Origin of the sequence: Phyllobacterium sp. CL33Tsu (genome assembly GCF_900113985.1) — a bacterium.
Lineage (GTDB): Bacteria > Pseudomonadota > Alphaproteobacteria > Rhizobiales > Rhizobiaceae > Phyllobacterium > Phyllobacterium pellucidum.
The window spans coordinates 1,190,871-1,207,622 of the sequence record NZ_FORJ01000001.1; the positions used below are offsets into that span (position 1 = coordinate 1,190,871).

Annotated in this window: 19 protein-coding genes; 4 read left to right on the forward strand and 15 right to left on the reverse strand. The window is 60.2% G+C overall.

The features are described 5' to 3' along the window. Window positions 1-2: 2 nt before the first annotated feature. Complete coding sequence (locus BM074_RS05785; protein ID WP_091920386.1) at window positions 3-545, forward strand: SRPBCC family protein; 543 nt, start codon at window positions 3-5, stop codon at window positions 543-545. A gap of 16 nt (window positions 546-561) precedes the next feature. On the opposite strand, the gene BM074_RS05790 is transcribed toward BM074_RS05785, so the two are convergent. From BM074_RS05790 to ubiE, 5 genes are all read right to left on the reverse strand, one after another. After that, window positions 562-1,149 carry a GNAT family N-acetyltransferase gene (locus tag BM074_RS05790; protein WP_091920387.1) on the reverse strand — a complete coding sequence of 196 codons (588 nt, stop codon included), beginning with the start codon at window positions 1,147-1,149 and terminating at the stop codon, window positions 562-564. An 11-nt stretch (window positions 1,150-1,160) separates the two neighbouring features. Next, on the reverse strand, window positions 1,161-1,637 hold the full coding sequence (locus BM074_RS05795; protein ID WP_175498910.1) for a GNAT family N-acetyltransferase: 477 nt from the start codon (window positions 1,635-1,637) through the stop codon (window positions 1,161-1,163). 32 nt (window positions 1,638-1,669) lie between these two features. Further along, window positions 1,670-3,052 (reverse strand): bifunctional phosphopantothenoylcysteine decarboxylase/phosphopantothenate--cysteine ligase CoaBC, encoded by a 1,383-nt coding sequence (gene coaBC, locus BM074_RS05800; protein ID WP_091920391.1) that lies wholly within the window; start codon window positions 3,050-3,052, stop codon window positions 1,670-1,672. Between the two features lie 67 nt (window positions 3,053-3,119). Further along, window positions 3,120-4,697 carry a 2-polyprenylphenol 6-hydroxylase gene (gene ubiB / locus BM074_RS05805; RefSeq protein ID WP_091920393.1) on the reverse strand — a complete coding sequence of 526 codons (1,578 nt, stop codon included), beginning with the start codon at window positions 4,695-4,697 and terminating at the stop codon, window positions 3,120-3,122. A gap of 7 nt (window positions 4,698-4,704) precedes the next feature. After that, window positions 4,705-5,481, reverse strand: coding sequence for a bifunctional demethylmenaquinone methyltransferase/2-methoxy-6-polyprenyl-1,4-benzoquinol methylase UbiE (gene ubiE / locus BM074_RS05810; RefSeq protein ID WP_091920395.1), 777 nt, complete (start codon window positions 5,479-5,481; stop codon window positions 4,705-4,707). Between the two features lie 108 nt (window positions 5,482-5,589). On the opposite strand from ubiE, the gene BM074_RS05815 reads away from it, so the two are divergent. Both BM074_RS05815 and upp read left to right on the forward strand, forming a co-directional pair. Beyond that, window positions 5,590-6,609 carry an adenosine deaminase gene (locus tag BM074_RS05815; RefSeq protein WP_091920397.1) on the forward strand — a complete coding sequence of 340 codons (1,020 nt, stop codon included), beginning with the start codon at window positions 5,590-5,592 and terminating at the stop codon, window positions 6,607-6,609. Window positions 6,610-6,641: 32 nt separating this feature from the next. After that, window positions 6,642-7,268, forward strand: coding sequence for a uracil phosphoribosyltransferase (upp, locus tag BM074_RS05820; RefSeq protein ID WP_027230687.1), 627 nt, complete (start codon window positions 6,642-6,644; stop codon window positions 7,266-7,268). Window positions 7,269-7,332: 64 nt separating this feature from the next. On the opposite strand, the gene deoA is transcribed toward upp, so the two are convergent. From deoA to BM074_RS05855, 7 genes are read right to left on the reverse strand one after another with little or no spacing between them, the layout of a single operon-like run. Continuing rightward, a complete protein-coding gene (gene deoA / locus BM074_RS05825; RefSeq protein WP_027230688.1) occupies window positions 7,333-8,646 on the reverse strand; it encodes a thymidine phosphorylase in 1,314 nt (437 codons plus the stop codon). Window positions 8,647-8,652: 6 nt separating this feature from the next. Then, a complete protein-coding gene (locus BM074_RS05830) occupies window positions 8,653-9,453 on the reverse strand; it encodes a purine-nucleoside phosphorylase (RefSeq protein WP_027230689.1) in 801 nt (266 codons plus the stop codon). 40 nt (window positions 9,454-9,493) lie between these two features. After that, window positions 9,494-9,904: a cytidine deaminase gene (locus BM074_RS05835; RefSeq protein WP_091921500.1), complete on the reverse strand. Its 411-nt coding sequence runs from the start codon at window positions 9,902-9,904 to the stop codon at window positions 9,494-9,496. Beyond that, on the reverse strand, window positions 9,904-10,875 hold the full coding sequence (locus BM074_RS05840; RefSeq protein ID WP_027230691.1) for an ABC transporter permease: 972 nt from the start codon (window positions 10,873-10,875) through the stop codon (window positions 9,904-9,906). Before BM074_RS05840 ends, BM074_RS05835 begins: the two co-directional genes overlap by 1 nt. Then, window positions 10,875-12,020, reverse strand: coding sequence for an ABC transporter permease (locus BM074_RS05845; RefSeq protein WP_027230692.1), 1,146 nt, complete (start codon window positions 12,018-12,020; stop codon window positions 10,875-10,877). Before BM074_RS05845 ends, BM074_RS05840 begins: the two co-directional genes overlap by 1 nt. Next, the gene (locus BM074_RS05850; RefSeq protein ID WP_091920400.1) at window positions 12,017-12,568 is read right to left on the reverse strand and encodes a cysteine hydrolase family protein; all 552 of its coding nucleotides are present in this window, start codon (window positions 12,566-12,568) and stop codon (window positions 12,017-12,019) included. The genes BM074_RS05845 and BM074_RS05850 overlap by 4 nt, the downstream gene beginning before the upstream one ends. After that, a complete protein-coding gene (locus BM074_RS05855) occupies window positions 12,565-14,097 on the reverse strand; it encodes an ABC transporter ATP-binding protein (protein ID WP_091920401.1) in 1,533 nt (510 codons plus the stop codon). The genes BM074_RS05850 and BM074_RS05855 overlap by 4 nt, the downstream gene beginning before the upstream one ends. Window positions 14,098-14,269: 172 nt before the next feature. On the opposite strand from BM074_RS05855, the gene BM074_RS05860 reads away from it, so the two are divergent. Next, window positions 14,270-14,485, forward strand: coding sequence for a SlyX family protein (locus BM074_RS05860; RefSeq protein WP_027230695.1), 216 nt, complete (start codon window positions 14,270-14,272; stop codon window positions 14,483-14,485). Between the two features lie 10 nt (window positions 14,486-14,495). Here the strand turns inward: BM074_RS05860 and BM074_RS05865 are convergent, their stop codons facing one another. From BM074_RS05865 to BM074_RS05875, 3 genes are all read right to left on the reverse strand, one after another. Next, window positions 14,496-15,137 (reverse strand): LysE family translocator, encoded by a 642-nt coding sequence (locus tag BM074_RS05865; protein WP_210183725.1) that lies wholly within the window; start codon window positions 15,135-15,137, stop codon window positions 14,496-14,498. 92 nt (window positions 15,138-15,229) lie between these two features. Further along, window positions 15,230-16,225 carry a BMP family lipoprotein gene (locus tag BM074_RS05870; RefSeq protein ID WP_027230697.1) on the reverse strand — a complete coding sequence of 332 codons (996 nt, stop codon included), beginning with the start codon at window positions 16,223-16,225 and terminating at the stop codon, window positions 15,230-15,232. A 190-nt stretch (window positions 16,226-16,415) separates the two neighbouring features. Beyond that, on the reverse strand, window positions 16,416-16,739 hold the full coding sequence (locus BM074_RS05875) for a hypothetical protein (protein ID WP_091920402.1): 324 nt from the start codon (window positions 16,737-16,739) through the stop codon (window positions 16,416-16,418). Between the last annotated feature and the right edge of the window lie 13 nt (window positions 16,740-16,752).

The following is a 16,752-nucleotide window of genomic DNA, read 5'->3' on the forward strand; positions in this document are numbered from 1 at the left end:
AAATGGACCAGCATATTGGAAATGATCGTCTCGGCGTTGTCACCGCACCGCGAACGCTTCGCCTCGAACGCCTTATACCCGGCCCGGTGGAGCGAGTTTGGGCCTATCTAACCGAATCCGACAAGCGCGCCAAATGGCTGGCGAGCGGCCCCATGGCCGACTTTGTCGGTGGGCCAGTCAAGCTGACCTTCCAACATTCGCATTTGTCGGACGAAAAGACGCCGGCAGAATTTCAGAAATATGAAGGCTCGGGCTTTGAGAGCAAGGTGCTGCGCTATGAGCCGCCGCATCTGCTTGTCATCACCTGGCCCGATGGTGGCCAGGATTCTGAAGTGACGTTCGAACTTTCGGCAAGTGGCAGCGATACGCTTCTGAAACTTACGCATACGCGCCTCGCCAGCACCGATTCGATGGTCAGCGTCGCAAGCGGATGGCACGCACATCTCGGTGTCCTGATCGACCACCTTGAGGGCAAAGCGCCCGCCGGCTTCTGGAGCAACTTCCAGCGCGTTCGCGACCAATACAGCCAGGTCATCAAGGATTAATTGCGTTAGCCTCGACTTACCTGACCGCAGGAGCCGGTGACAGGCCGGCTTCTGCTCCATTCCCAACCTCGAACTTGCGCTCCAGAAGGAAAACCGGCTCGTCGGTATAGGTCGTCTCCAGAACCTTCACAAATCCATTCTTCGCCGCGAGCCGCTGAGAGGCAGTATTTTTCGGTGAAATGATGCAGACCGCGCGCTCCTGCTTGAAGAACGTGTCGCCCCACGCCACGACGCGTGACAGCGCTTCGCTCGCATAGCCCTTGCCGTGTGCGTTGGGCGCGAGAACCCAGCCCATTTCCGGTGCGTCGCCGAAACCGGGCGTAATCTCGCGCCTGAAATCGGCATAGCCCATCTCACCGATGAATTCCCCGCTCGCCTTGTGTTCCATGGCCCAGAAGCCAAAGCCGATCATGTTCCACAGCCCGCCATAGCGCAGAAGCCGCGCCCAGGATTGCTCGCGGGTCGATGGCTTGCCCGTGATCTGTTCGTAGATCGCCGGATGCTGCCACATGGCATGCACTGCGTCGAAATCCTCGCTGCGGTGCGCGCGCAGGATGATACGATCGGTTTCGAGGATGGGAACGAGATTATTGGTCGGAGACAAGCTAACTCCTGTCAAAGAATCTTAGTAAGTACGTCGTTGGCATACTGCTCATTATCGAGTTCGAAATTATAAATGCCAACCTTCTTGAACGACTTGCGTTCATAAAAAGCTTTTGCCCTGAGATTTTCCTGGTTGACCGTTAGCCAGATTTCCTGATGCCCCGATGAAAGGCACGCTTCCGTCACTGCGTCCAGTAAGGCGCTGCCGATGCCACGGCCAACAAAATGCTCCTGTACGTAGAGCGTTTCGATTTCCGGCATGGAGATTCCGCGGTTTGGGCATCGGGCATTCAATGCGACCTTGGCGTAGCCGACGAGATGGCCCTTAACTTCACTGACGAGAAAAACCTTCGATTCATCCCCCAACTCGCTGGCCAGACGTTCTTCATTGAACTGACTGAAGACATAATGGGCGAAAACGTCTCGTATGCCGGCTGACGCGTAGGTGTGAAGCCAGACCTGAATTGACAGGGCGGCGAGATTCAACACATCGGACCTCCCCGCCGGGCGGATGGTGGAGCTCACACTTCCACCATTTGCAAGGCGGCTGCGATCCTTGCGGCCAGCCGTTCTGCGACTTCATCCTTGCTCATGTCGGGCCATTCTTCGACGCCCGTGCGGGTGACAATGCGCACAGCATTGCGGTCGCCGCCCATGACGCCGGTTTCGTGGCTGACATCATTGGCGACGATCCAGTCCGCGCCCTTCTTGTCAAGCTTCACGCGCGCATTGGTCAGCAAATCCTGCGTTTCAGCGGCAAATCCGACGACGAGGCGCGGTCGCAACTTGCTATGACCAATGCCGGCAAGAATGTCGGGGTTCTCGACCATCTGCAGCGCCGGCGCGGTTTCACCCGGCTTCTTCTTGATCTTTTCGCCAGCCTCGTTGGCCGTGCGCCAATCTGCAACTGCCGCAACCATGACCGCTGCGTCGGCAGGCAAAAACTGCTCAACCGCATCCCGCATTTCCCGCGCCGATTCGACGTGAACAACGCTGACGCCTTCCGGATCCGGAATGGTGACGGGACCGGAAACCAGACGCACGGTGGCCCCAAGGCGCGCAAGCGCCGCGGCTATGGCGTGGCCCTGCTTGCCCGAAGACCGATTGGCGATGTAGCGAACGGGATCGATAGGCTCATGCGTCGGACCCGAGGTCATGATAATCGTCTTGCCGGTGAGAGGCCTCGGCCTCCTGTCCAGCAATTTCTCGATTGCAGCCACGATTTCCAGCGGTTCGGCCATGCGTCCAGCGCCGCTCTCGCCGCTTTCCGCCATTTCTCCTGTCCCGGGTCCGACAAATTGGATGCCGTCTTTTGCGAGGGTTGCGCGGTTGCGCCTGGTTGCCGGATGGTCCCACATCTTCGGGTTCATCGCCGGCGCAATCAGCACGCGTTTGTCGGTCGCCATCAGCACAGCCGACGCCAGATCATTTGCCAGACCATTGGCCATCTTCGCCATGAGATCCGCGGTTGCAGGCGCGACCACAATAAGGTCCGCCTCACGTGACAGGCGGATATGACCGACATCGTATTCGTCCTCGCGCGAAAAAAGCTCGGTGAAAACCTTGTCGGCGGCAAGCGCGCCTATAGCAAGCGGGGTGACAAATTCCTCCGCCGCCTTGGTAAGCACCGGCCGGACGCGTGCACCACGTTCCCGAAGCCGACGGATCAGATCAAGGCATTTATAAGCGGCAATACCACCGCCGATGATGAGCAGGATTCGCCGGCCCGAAAGCGAACCACGCTGGATCGGCGTCTCCGCAGCCACTGGCGGGGGGACGTGCTCCACCAGCTCGCCGAGGATGATCCGTGCCTCCTCTTCCATGGAACGGCCATGGGCTGCGGCGCGCACCCGCAATCTTTCCTTGATGGAATCATCCAGATTGCGAATGGTAATACTGGCCATTTGATTGCACTCTTTGGGTCGCATGGATAAAATATGCAATCATTGCTAGCACAAAACGCGGTAAAAGCTAAGCAAAGAGCTTATAGGTGATCAAAACAAAGCACAGTGCAATCACCCAAAGCGCGATTCTCCCAGATCGCGTGTGACGCGCTTCGGCCTTGCCGATTGCCTTGGCGGTCTGCTCGTCAAAGCGAAGGCCGTTTGCCGCCATCGTATCGAACTCGCGCGAAAGGCGATCGGCACGCGCCACCAGATCCGGCGCCTGCCGGGCAAGGTGCAGGATCGCGTGGGCGCCATCCCGCGCATCGATAAGGATGCCTTGCGGCCCGAGATTCTGTCTTATCCAGCCTCCGACAACCGGCTCCGACGCCTTCCACATGTTGAAATGCGGGTCGAGCGTGCGCGATACGCCCTCCACCACCACCATTGTTTTCTGCAACATGACGAGTTCTGGACGGGTTTCCATGTCGAAGAGTTCTGTAACCTCGAAGAGCAAGGTCAAGAGCTTCGCCATGGAGATCGTTTCGGCCGGCTGGCCGTGTATCGGCTCGCCAATGGCGCGGATCGCCTGAGCGAAGCTCGCAACGTCATGGTGGTGCGGGACGTAGCCGGCCTCAAAATGAACTTCGGCGACGCGGGCATAATCGCGGGTGATGAAGCCATAGAGAATTTCGGCGAGAAACCGCCGTTCCTTCTTGCCGAGCCGGCCGGTAATGCCGAAATCCACGGCGACGATATGGCCTTCGTCATCGACGAAAAGGTTTCCCGGATGCATGTCGGCATGAAAGAAGCCGTCGCGCAGCGTGTGGCGCAGGAAGGACTGGATCAGCGTTTCGGCGAGGCCGATCAGATTATGACCCGCCGCCCGCAGCCCCTCGATATCCGACATCTTGATACCGTCGATCCATTCGAGCGTCAGCACATCCCGGCCTGTCCGCTCCCAGTCAACCTTTGGCACGCGGAAGCCAGGATCATCCTTGGTGTTCTCGCCGATCTCCGAAAGGGCGGCGGCTTCGAGACGCAGGTCCATTTCTATGCGCGTGGTCTGGGCGAGCGTGCGGGTAACTTCGATGGGCCGCAGGCGGCGCGTCGCCGGCACGTAGCGTTCCTGCCACTGCGCGACCAGGAAAAAGCTCTCAAGATCGTTGTTGAAGCGCTGACGCACGCCCGGCCGTACCACCTTGACTGCAACCTTCTCAACCGCGCCAGCAACATTGACATAGGCGGGATGAACCTGCGCAATAGATGCCGCCGCTATTGGTGCGTCAAAGCTTACATAAAGATCGTCGAGCCTCCGGCCGAGTGAACCTTCGATGGCCTTGACCGAGGCTTCCATCGGGAAGAAATCCAGCTGGTCCTGCAGCAGCGCCAGATCGTCTGCAACTTCCGTGCCGACCACATCGGGACGCGTGGCCAGAAATTGCCCGAGCTTTACGTAGGATGGTCCGAGCTTATTGATGGCCCGTGACATGCGCTCCGAACGACGCGCGGTCATGGCGCGCCGGCGCGCCAGAAGGCCGGCGACGCGATGGCCAAAGGCGGGAAGACCGCTCAGGCCTTCCGCGGGCAATGCGGAAATCACGCCTTCGCGCGTCATGATCCATCCGGCCCGCATCAGGCGGAATGTCGCTGCTAGCTTACTCATTCAGAATTCACAACTTCCAGCCGGAATGCAGGGCGGCCACTCCACCGGTGAAATTGCGCCAGGTAACGCGCTCAAAGCCTGCCTTGCGGATCATTTCGCCGAAATCGGCCTGACGCGGAAACTTACGGATCGATTCGACAAGATACTGGTAGCTGTCGGCATCGCCGGTCACCGCCTTGCCGATCTTCGGAATGGCGTTGAACGACCAGGCATCATAGACCTTGTCGAGGATCGGCAGTTCCACCTCGGAAAACTCGAGGCACATGAAGCGCCCGCCCGGCTTCAGGACACGGAAGGCTTCGGCCAGGGCACGATCGATATGCGGAACGTTGCGGATACCGAAGGCAATCGTATAGGCATCGAAGCTCGCATCGGCAAAGGGAAGCTCTTCGGCATTGGCTTCGACAAATTCGAGATTTTCCGCGAGGCCCTTCTTCACGGCGCGGTCGCGCCCGACGCCGAGCATGGAACCATTGATGTCAAGCACGGTTGCATGTGCGTTGCGGCCGGAGGCTTCCACGATCCGGAACGCGATGTCTCCGGTACCGCCGGCAACGTCAAGGACTTTCCAGTTGGCCGTGCGCGAAGGCGACAGCCAGGCAATCATCGAGTCCTTCCAGACGCGGTGCATGCCGCCCGACATGAGATCGTTCATCACGTCGTAGCGCTTGGCAACGCGGTGAAATACATCGTTGACACGCGACTGCTTTTCGCCATCGCTGACGTCCTGAAACCCGAATGAAGTTTCCATGCCGCCATGGGCGCCGGTGCGTTGCTGGCTCATCTCGATTACCTGATCTACTCTATTTGCGGCGAACCATAGAAGATTAGTTCGCGCAACGCTATTGTCCTCTTGCGCGATGAAGCGACGCGTTTGTTGTCGGGTGGCTTGATGGTTTTGAAGGCTGAGTTGCACTGCCATATAGAAGGCGCCGCATCCGTGCCGCTGGTGCAGCGGAAGGCGGCAAAATACGGCGCCGATGTTTCCGACTTCATACAGGACGAAAAATTCGTTTGGGATGATTTCACGTCTTTCCTTCATGCCTATGACCAGGCATCCATGCTTTTTCGCACGGAAGAAGACTATGCCGACCTCGCCGAAGATTACCTTTTAGCGCTTAGCCGGCAGGATTGCATCTATTCCGAAGTGTTCATTTCCACTGATCATGCGATCAGCGCCGGTCTCGATCAGCGCGCCTACATCGAGGGCCTTGCCGAGGGCATGAGCCGCGCCAAGGCAGCAACCGGGATTGAGGGGCGCCTGATCGCGACGGGCCTGCGCCACAAGGGTCCCGAAGCCGTATTGGCGGCGGCCCGCTATATCGTGGAGAACCCGCATCCGCTGGTCACCGGCTTCGGCATGGCCGGAGACGAACGCATGCATCGCCCGGGTGATTTTGCCGCCGCGTTCAATCTCGCCCGCGACGCAGGCCTCGGCATAACAGTGCATGCGGGCGAACTTTGCGGCTGGGAAAGCGTGGCCGCCGCGCTCGATGCCATCAAGCCCACGCGCATCGGCCATGGAGTGCGGGCCATCGAGAATCCGGACCTCGTCAAGCGCCTTGCCGCCGAGCAGATCGTCCTTGAATGCTGCCCGGGATCGAACGTTGCGCTCGGCGTCTATCCTGACTTTGCCGCCCATCCCTTGCCGGTGCTGGCTCGCGCCGGCGTCCCGGTAACGCTCAATGCCGACGATCCGCCCTATTTCCATACGGATCTTGCCCGCGAATATGCCATCGCGGCCAACAATTTTGGCTATGACGACGCGGGCCTCGTCGCCGTGACCGAGACGGCCCTCAAGGCGGCATTCATCGACGAGGATACGAGGCGTTCATTGATCCAACGTCTCGCAGCGGACAAAGCTGTGCGCGCTTCGGTTGAGATCTTTGCGGGACCGGCGCCGAAAGGCTAAGATCGCCGCGTAAAAGAGTGAAGGGGATTTCCATGGGCGTGACGCTCGTTTCTCATCCGCTTGTCCAGCACAAGCTAACCATCATGCGCGACAAGGATACCTCGACCGCCGGCTTCCGGCGGCTCTTGAAGGAAATTTCCCTGCTGCTCTGCTATGAAGTGACGCGCGACCTGCAATTGACCACGATCAAGATCCAGACGCCGCTGGCCGAGATGGATGCGCCGGTGATCGAGGGCAAGAAACTGGTCTTCGCCTCCATCCTGCGCGCCGGCAACGGCCTTCTCGAAGGCATGCTCGATCTCGTCCCGGCGGCGCGCGTTGCGCATATCGGGCTCTACCGCGATCACGAAACGCTGCAGCCGGTCGAATATTACTTCAAAGCGCCGGAAGACATCGTTAACCGGCTTATTATTGTCGTCGATCCGATGCTCGCAACGGCAAACTCCGCCATTGCCGCGATTCAGAAGCTGAAGGACCGCGGCGCGAGCAACATCCGCTTCCTGTGCCTCCTCGCGGCCCCCGAAGGTATCGAGCGCTTCACTACGGCGCATCCCGACGTGCAGGTCTTTACCGCGGCGATCGACGATCATTTGAACGAAAAGGGCTATATCGTGCCGGGTCTCGGCGATGCCGGCGATCGCATGTACGGGACGAAATAGCCTTCCGGGGAACCTCGCCCCTGCAAGGGGGACGTGAGATCACAAACCTCTGAAAGTTTGGTGCTTAACCGCCGACGCGCCGCAGGACGGGGCTTACGGTGCGTGGCTTGCGTTCCGAAAAGCTGAACGCCTGCTCGATGGCGCGAACGCCTGCTGCCGCATCGTCGTCGCTGCGCGCATGGACCAATGCAATCGGCTCGCCCGCTTCCATTCTGGCACCAATCGGCTGCAGGTCGGTGATGCCGACGGCATGGTCGATGGGATCCTGGGGGCGGATGCGCCCGCCACCGAGCGCGACCACAGCGACGCCGATGCCGCGCGTATCGATTGACGAGACGAAGCCCAGGGCCGGCGCTTTCACTTCACGGGTAATGGGCGCAACCGGCAAATAGTGGCGGGGCCGCGCCATCAAATCGGTTGGACCGCCGAGGGCAGCCACCATGCGCCCGAAGATCTCCGCCGCCTTGCCGCTGTGAAGCGCTTCGCGGGCCTTCTCCATTGCCAGCTTGTGGTTGGCAGCCAGTTTGCCCGAAACCAGCATTTCGGCGGCAAGCGCAAGGGTCACATCCTCAAGCCTGCTGTCGCGCTTGTCGCCGGTCAGGAAATCGACGGCAATCTTGACCTCAACGGCATTTCCAGCCGCGAGAGCCAGCGGCTCGTTCATATCGGTGAGCAACGCCGTCGTCATGAGCCCGGCGCCCTGCGCCACCCCCACGATGCTTTCCGCGAGAGCGACGGCGTCGCGGGTCTTCGCCATGAACGCACCATTGCCAGCCTTGACGTCCAGCACGAGCGCGTTGAGCCCAGCCGACAGTTTCTTCGATAGGATCGAGGCGGTGATCAGCGGGATCGATTCCACCGTCGCGGTGACGTCGCGGATCGAATAAAAGCGCTTGTCGGCTGGCGCCAAGTTTGCCGTCTGGCCAATGATTGCGCAGCCCACGCTGTGCACCACCCGGCGAAACAAGGCATTGTCTGGCTGGCTGCGATAACCCGGGATCGCGTCCATCTTGTCGAGAGTGCCGCCCGTGTGGCCAAGCCCACGGCCGGAGATCATCGGCACATAGGCGCCGCAGGCCGCAGCAATCGGCGCCAGCATCAGCGAGACATTGTCGCCGACGCCGCCGGTCGAGTGCTTGTCGACAGCGGGTCCGGGCAAATCGGACCAGTCCAGAATATCGCCGGAATCGCGCATGGCGAGGGTCAACGCCACAGCTTCGTCGCGCTTCATGCCGTTGAAGAATACGGCCATGGCGAATGCAGCGACCTGGCCCTCGGTGATTGAGCCCGAACTCATGGCATTGACGAAAGCGGTGATGTCGGCGGCGTCGAGTGTCTCGCCATCGCGCTTGCGGCGAATGATTTCCTGGGGCAACAGCATGGGTCAGCCAATCTCCCGGATCAGCACCCGGATAATCTTCTGCAGGCGCGCGCCACCCATCGGTGCGATGTCCTTGGTTTCCTCGTGCGAGAGTTCAGCGCCGGTCATGCCGGCACCGTAATTGGTGACGACCGAGCAGGCCGCAACGCGCAGGCCGAAGAACCGGGCGAGAATGACTTCCGGCACTGTCGACATGCCGACCGCATCGGCGCCGAGCGTGCGGGCCATGCGAATCTCGGCCGGCGTTTCGAAGGATGGGCCGGAAAACCACATATAGACGCCGGAGGTGATCTTCTCTCCCGCCTCGCTGGCGGCAAGGATGATGGCGTCCCTGAGCTTCTGGTCATAGGCGGTGGTCATGCCGACAAAGCGTTGATCCGAGGGTTCGCCGATCAGCGGATTGAGCCCCGAATAGTTGATGTGATCGTCGATCAGCATGACGCTGCCCGGCGCAATATCGTGGCGCACCGAACCTGCGGCATTGGTGAGGATCAACATCTCGATGCCGAGGTCCGCAAGCGCTGCAATTACCGGGCGCATGACCGATGCATCGCCCTTCTCGTAATAATGCGATCGCCCAGCCAGCATAAGGACCGGCTTGCCGGACAGATAACCGGCAACGACTTCTCCGGCATGGCCGGAGACGCCGCTATGCGGGAAGCCCGGCAGGTCGGCATAGGGGATACGGACCGGATTTTCGACGGCATCGACCAACGAGCCAAGCCCCGAACCGAGCACCAGTGCCACGCGCGGCGCAAGGCCATTGAGCTTCTTGATGAGAGCGCCGGTTGCAGGTGCGATCATGCGGCACCCACAGGGGCGAGAGCAACGTCATGGATGTTCATCATCCCTTTGCTCCTCCGAGGACTTCCGCTTCGAAGCCGAAGGGGAAAATCTCCTTCATCGTCAAGGTCTCGACAATCCCGTCATTGTCGCAAAGGTGGAGCAGCACATCGGGGCCGGCAAATTCCGCTAGCCGCTGGCGGCAGCCCCCACAGGGGGTGCATTTCGCCTTCTTCTCGGCGACGACAGCGATTTCGGTGATCGTGCCGCCGCCGCCCATGACGAAGTGTGAGAGCGCCGTCGTTTCGGCGCACCAGCCTTCCGGATAGGAGACAACCTCGATATTGCAACCCAAATAAATGCGCCCGTCGCTGGTGCGAATCGCGGCGCCAACCGGAAACTGCGAATAGGGCGAATGCGTCTTCTGCATCGCGGCATAGGCCGCGTCGAAAAGGTCCTTGCTGTTGGTCATCATCTTTCTTTCACGTAGGCAACGCCCCCGGCCTTGGGCGGGATCGCCTTGCCGATAAAGCCGGCGAGCAGCACGATGGTCAAAATATAGGGAAGCGCCTGCATCAATTGCACGGGCACCTCGCCGATCAGGGGCATGGGATGGCCCTGCATGCGAATGGCAACGGCATCGAGAAAGCCGAAGAGCAGGCAAGCGAACATTGCCTGCACCGGACGCCATTTGGCGAAGATCAATGCCGCAAGCGCTATGTAGCCCTTGCCGGCTGTCATGTCCTTGACGAAGCCGGCGCCCTGGGCGGTGGCAAGATAGGCACCGGCAACGCCGCAAAGCACGCCGCAGCAGATGACGGCACGATAGCGCAGCCAGGGCACCGATACGCCCGCGGTATCGACCGCCGCCGGGTTCTCGCCCACGGCACGCAAACGCAGGCCGAATCGCGTGCGGTAGAGCACCCACCAGGTGAACGGGACGAGCAAGAAGGCGAGATAGACCAGGATCGAATGACCCGAGATCAGTTCGTAATAGATCGGGCCGATGATCGGGACACCTCGCATTGCCTCGGCGCCCGGAAGATTGATCGGATTGAAACGTGCCGTATTGGGCAAGGACGGCGTGCGCCCGCCCTGGCTGAACCATGCCTGTCCGAGGATGACGGTGGTTCCCGCCGCGATGAAGTTGATGGCAACGCCCGAGACAATCTGGTTGCCGCGATGGGTGATCGAGGCAAAGCCATGCACGAGACCGAGCGCCACGGATACAAGGACGGCAGCGAGAAGCCCCGCCCAGGCGGAGCCGTACCAGGCCGCAACCGTGCCGGCCGCAAAGGCTCCGGCCAGCATCTTGCCCTCAAGCCCGATATCGAAGATCCCTGATCGCTCGGAATAGAGACCCGCCAGGCAGGCGAGCAGCAGCGGCACAGAGAGGCGGATCGTTGAATCAAAGAGCTGCAGCAGGGTGATCAGAAAATCCATTATTGCCCACCCCCAGCTGTGACCACCGATGCAGTCTCCCGCTTCACCCGGCCCACGCGCTGGAAAATGCGCTGCAGCGACGGGCGGAACATATGCTCGAGCGCGCCGGCAAAAAGAATGACGAGACCCTGGATGATGACGATCATGTCGCGCGAGATATTCGGCATGTCGAAGGCGATTTCCGCGCCGCCCTGATAGAGCATACCGAAGAGAATTGCCGCGAGCACGATGCCGACCGGATGGGAACGCCCCATCAGCGCGACGGCGATGCCGACGAAACCCGCGCCTTGCACGAAATCGAGCTGCATGCGGTGCTGGGCGCCCATGATCGGGTTCAGCGCCATCATTCCGGCGAGGGCGCCGGAAATCATCATGGTGATAATGATGATCCGCAACTCGCTGATGCCTGCATAGCGGGCCGCCTTCGGGCTGAAGCCCATGGTGCGAATTTCATAGCCGAGCTTGGTGCGCCAGATCAGCAGCCAGACCAGGAAGGCGGCCAGAAGCGCGAGCAGGAAACTGATGTTGAGAGGGGCCGAGCGCATCTCGAGGCCGATGATATTGAGCAGCCAGCCGAGGCCCGGCAATTGGCCGCCGTCGCCGAAGACGCGGGTTTCAGGAGCCTGGCTGCCGAGCGGCTTCAGAACGCCGACCAGAAGGTAGACCATGATGCTGGCGGCAATGAAGTTGAACATGATCGTGGTGATGACGACATGCGAGCCGCGCTTTGCCTGCAGCCATGCCGGGATCAGGGCCCAGAGAGCGCCGACCAGTGCCGAGGCGAGGATCGCGAGCGGAAATACCAGCCACCAGGGCAGGGAATTGCCAAGTCCGAGACCGACAATGGTCACGCCCAGCCCGCCAATGTAGGCCTGGCCCTCGCCGCCGATATTGAAGAGGCCGCAATGAAACGCGACCGCGACGCAGAGCCCGGTAAAGATGAAGTTGGTGGCGTAGTAGAGCGTGTAGCCGACACCGTCGCCGGAGCCGAAGGCCCCCTTTACCATCAGAACCGCGGCGTCGATCGGGCTTTCGCCGACAAGCATCACAACGAGGCCTGCCACAAGAAATGCAACGATCAGATTGATCAGTGGCAGAAGCCCGTAATCGGCCCAGGCAGGCAATTTGGCGAAGGGCTGGCTCATGGCAAGGTCTCGATGATCGCGTCAGTCATTGAAATGCGGGCATATTCGCCATCGAGAATGGCCAGTGACAGCGCATGCACGTCTTCGGCGCTCCATAGCTTGCCGCTCCGATCCTTGCGGTCGATGCTTGCGACCGCATCCTCGGGGATCGTTACCTCGAACCCGAGATTGCTGGCCATGCGCACCGTGGCATCGACAGAGTTTTCGAGAAGCACGCCGGCAATGACCAGGCTGCGGACCTGCAATTCGTCCAGCACATCCATCAGATCGGTGCCGATGAAGGCATTGTTGGTGCGTTTGTCGACGACGGGCTCGCCCAATTGCGGTTCGGCCTCCGGCTTGAAGTCATTGCCGTCGGTGCCGGGCCGGTAGGGGGACTGCGGATCGGTGGAATCGTGGCGGATGTGGATGACCGGCAAACGTCGCTCGCGCCAGGCGGCGAGCAAACGTGCTATCGCTTCCTCCGCACCGGGTTGGCCGCGCCGGCCCCATTTCGGATCATCAATCGCTTTTTGAACGTCGATGATGAGGAGTGCCTGGGTCGTCATTCGGCTGCTTCCTTCGCTTCGACACCCGCCATCAACAGTCCGAGCTCGCCTTCGCTGGCATCGGAATCCCTTTCGCCGACGATGCGGCCGGCGAACATCACAAGAATGCGGTCCGAGAGGGAGCGTATCTCGTCGAGCTCAACGGAAACAAGAAGCACCGCCTTGCCGGCGTCGCGCATTTCGATGATGCGCTTGTGGATGAATTCGATGGCGCCGACATCGACGCCGCGCGTCGGCTGGCCGATAATGAGCACACCGGGATCGCGCTCCATCTCGCGTGCGAGCACAATCTTCTGCTGGTTGCCGCCGGAGAAGTTCGCCGTCTTCAGGCGCGGATCGCCGGGACGGATATCGTATTTCTCGATCTTCTTGCGCGCGTCCGCCTGGATCGCCTCGATATCGAGAAACGGTCCGCGAAGATAAAGCGGGTCGTCATGGTAGCCGAGGATCGAGTTTTCATATTCCTCAAAGGCAAGGACGAGACCCATGTGGTGCCGGTCTTCCGGCACATGCGCGAGGCCGCGATCGCGCAGTTCGCCAGGGTCGGCAGCACCAGTGATATCGATGACCTGGCCGTCGAGCAGCACGCGGCCGGAAATTGCCGTTCGAATCCCTGCGATGGTTTCGATAAGCTGCGACTGGCCGTTGCCGGCGACACCGGCAATGCCGACGATCTCGCCGGCGCGTACGGTAAAGGATGCGTCGTCCACCATGACGACGCCACGGCTGTCGCGCACGGTAAGGTGCTCGACTGAAAGCTTGGTCTCGCCCGGCTTTGCCTCGCCCTTCTTGACGCGCAGGAGCACGCGGCGGCCAACCATCAGTTCAGCGAGTTCCTCCACCGTCGTCTCGTCGGTCTTTCGCGTTGCCACGACGGAGCCCTGGCGCATGACCGACACATTGTCGGTCACCGCCATGATCTCGCGCAGCTTGTGCGTGATGAGCACGATGGTTTTGCCCTGATCCTTCAATTGTTCGAGAATGCGAAAGAGGTGATCCGCCTCGGGCGGCGTCAGAACCCCAGTCGGCTCGTCGAGAACCAGAATTTCCGCGCCGCGATAGAGCGCCTTCAAAATTTCCACGCGCTGCTGCAAGCCAACGGGCAGTTCCTCGATCAGCGCGTCCGGATCGACATCGAGCTGGTATTCGCGCTCGAGCCGCTTCAGTTCCGCCCTTGCCTTGGCAATGCCGTTCTTCAGGAGCGGCGCGCCCTCGACGCCGAGCATGACATTTTCGAGGACCGTAAAGTTCTCGACCAGCATGAAATGTTGATGCACCATGCCGATACCAAGGCCGATGGCGGCATTCGGATCGGGAATCTTCACCGGCACGCCGTTAATGTGGATCTCGCCGCTGTCAGCCTGGTAAAAACCATAGAGAATCGACATCAGCGTCGATTTGCCGGCGCCGTTCTCGCCGATAATGCCGTGGATCGTGCCCTTTTCGACAAGCATATGGATGTCGCGATTGGCGTGTACGGCACCAAAGCGCTTATCAATTCCAACAAGTTCGATTGCCGGTTCGGCCATATCCCCATCCGCTGTTTCGCAGCTTTTATCGTCTTTTCGCGTTTCGACCCTAACACGGGATTTTTTTCTTTCCAGTCAAGAAACGCAAGATTCAACAGCCATCGGGCGACGCGCCTTGCACCGGGATCGCCCACCGCCTAGAGAGTAAACCGCACGGCAATGGAGACGAGCAATGACGACGGAAGACCGGCCAGATCGTTTGACGCGCCTCGAGATTATCGTCACCGAGCAGGAGAAGACCATTGAGGAACTTTCCGGCCAGATCACCGAGCAGTGGAAGACAATCGAAGCCATGCGCCGCCAGCTCGGGGCGTTGACCGACCGCTTCCTTGTTCTCGAAGAACAGGCGACACCGGATATCCCAATTACCAAGCCGCCGCATTATTAAGGGCGGGCAATCAGGCTTTGGACGTGATCGCTTCCGCCATCAGCTTCACGCCGAGGGCGCCCATGACGGCGCCCGCGCCGCGGTCGATCCAGCGTTTCAAGCGCATATAGACGAGGCGGGCGCGCGTACCCGAAAAGGCGAGTGCCACGATCGTGTACCATCCGGCCTCGACGCAAAATAGCATGGGCGGAAGTGCGAGAAGCAGCCAGAGAGGCGGCGATTGCGGCATGAGAGCGGCAAAGATGCTGGCATAGACGATCGACGTCTTCGGATTGCTGAGCTGGGTGAAAAGGCCGACGAGAAATGCCCGCCGCACGGAAAGACCTCTGCCCTCGCCGCTCGGACCCGGCACAGCGAGCGGTTCGGATGCGCCGCGCCAAATCTTGATGGCAAGGTAGACAAGATAGGCCCCACCGAGAAGCTTCAATACCACGTAAAGCCATTCGAACTTGAGCAGCAGCGCAGTTAGTCCAAGGACGGCGAGCGCCGCAAAGAACGCGCCCCCGACCCCCATGCCGAGCGCCGATGCGAGCCCATGGCTTCGCGATGATGCGACGGAAATGCGCGATACGAGGACAAAACTGGGGCCCGGGCTCATTGCGCCGATGGCGATGGCGGCGAGAATGCTGAGGAGTACGGCAAAAGCAGTCACGGCGAGCTCCTTGGTTTGAATGCGCCCAGTACTAACGACGAAGCCGCCGGATGTCACTATCGGCGGCTTCTCAAGTGCTTATGGATTAACGCTTACTTGTAGGGGCAGGCATTGTCCGTGTTGTAGTTGTGAACCTTGATCTTGCCGGAGATGATATCGGCCTTGGCCGCCTCAACCGCCGTCTTGACGTCATCGGTCAAAAGCTTGGCGTTGTTTTCATCCGCCGCATAATCGACGCCGCCTTCCTTGACACCAAGGACATTGACACCCGCGGTGAATTTGCCGTCAGCGCCGTCCTTGAAGGCATTATAGGTAGCAACGTCGACGCGCTTCATCATCGATGTCAAAACTTTGCCCGGATGCAGGCCGTTTTGGTTGGAATCGACACCAATTGCGAGCTTGTCCGCATCAGCGGCGGCCTGCAGTACACCGATGCCGGTGCCGCCAGCGGCAGCAAAGACCACATCCGAGCCCTGGTCGATCTGTGACTTGGCGATTTCGCCGCCCTTGGCCGGATCGTTCCATGCAGCCGGGGTATCACCGGTCATGTTCTGGATGACCTTTGCATCGGGGTTCGTGGCCTTGACACCGCCGACATAGCCGCAGGCGAAATTGCGGATGAGCGGAACGTCCATGCCGCCGATGAAGCTGACCGTCCCGGTCTTCGAAGCCTTGGCGGCGATCACGCCGACGAGGTAGGAGCCTTCATTGTCGTTGAAGACCACGGAGCGAACATTGGGCTTCTCGACGACCGCATCGATGATGACGAACTTGGTGTCAGGAAATTCCGTTGCGACCTTTTCGATCGCGGCAGCGGCGGAGAAACCGGCGATGACGATCGGTGAGTTGCCGTCAGAAGCAAACTTGCGCAGTGCCTGTTCGCGCTGTGCCTCGTTCTGGATTTCGAACTCCCGATATTTGACGCCCGAGTCCGTCTTGTATTTCTCGGCGCCGTTGAACGCGGCCTCGTTGAATGATTTGTCGAACTTGCCGCCCAGATCATAGATCACGGCCGGCTTGTCATCGGCGGCAAAAGCCGAGACTGACAATGCTGTAGCGGCCATGAGACCGAGAAGAATGCGCTTCATTTGAACCAACCCTCTGGATTTTTGTTGAAAGAACCAACCTGCCGTCGATCCTCGAAATCGTGGCGGCAACCCACGATGGCCCCCGCCCCAAAATTCAATCTGGCATGCCCGCAGGCAAAATTCACGCGGAATTTTGCTGACCGGTCAAATATTGCGCAAATATCGAGTTATGTCAGTTGGTTAGATCGGATCAGCGGGCTGCAAAGCGCCCTGCCCGCTGCTCGCGCCGGTGACCGAACGCGTAAAGCACAAAAGCCAGCGCCGCGAAGATGATGAAGGTCGGCGTTTCGAAGATCCAGAGCATCAGGGGATCCCATAGCATGGGATAGAGATGCGAGCGGATATAGTCCTCGGCTGGGACAAGGGTTGAAGGCGAGAAGGACTGCCAGCTGTCGCGCAGCGATGTCATGACCAGACGCGACGCCCCGACGGAACGGGCACCGTCCAGGACTGCGGCGATGATCGCCAAGCTCAGGGAAATGTAGGCAAGCAGCCTTAGAAACGCACGGATCACTCAACCACTCCAG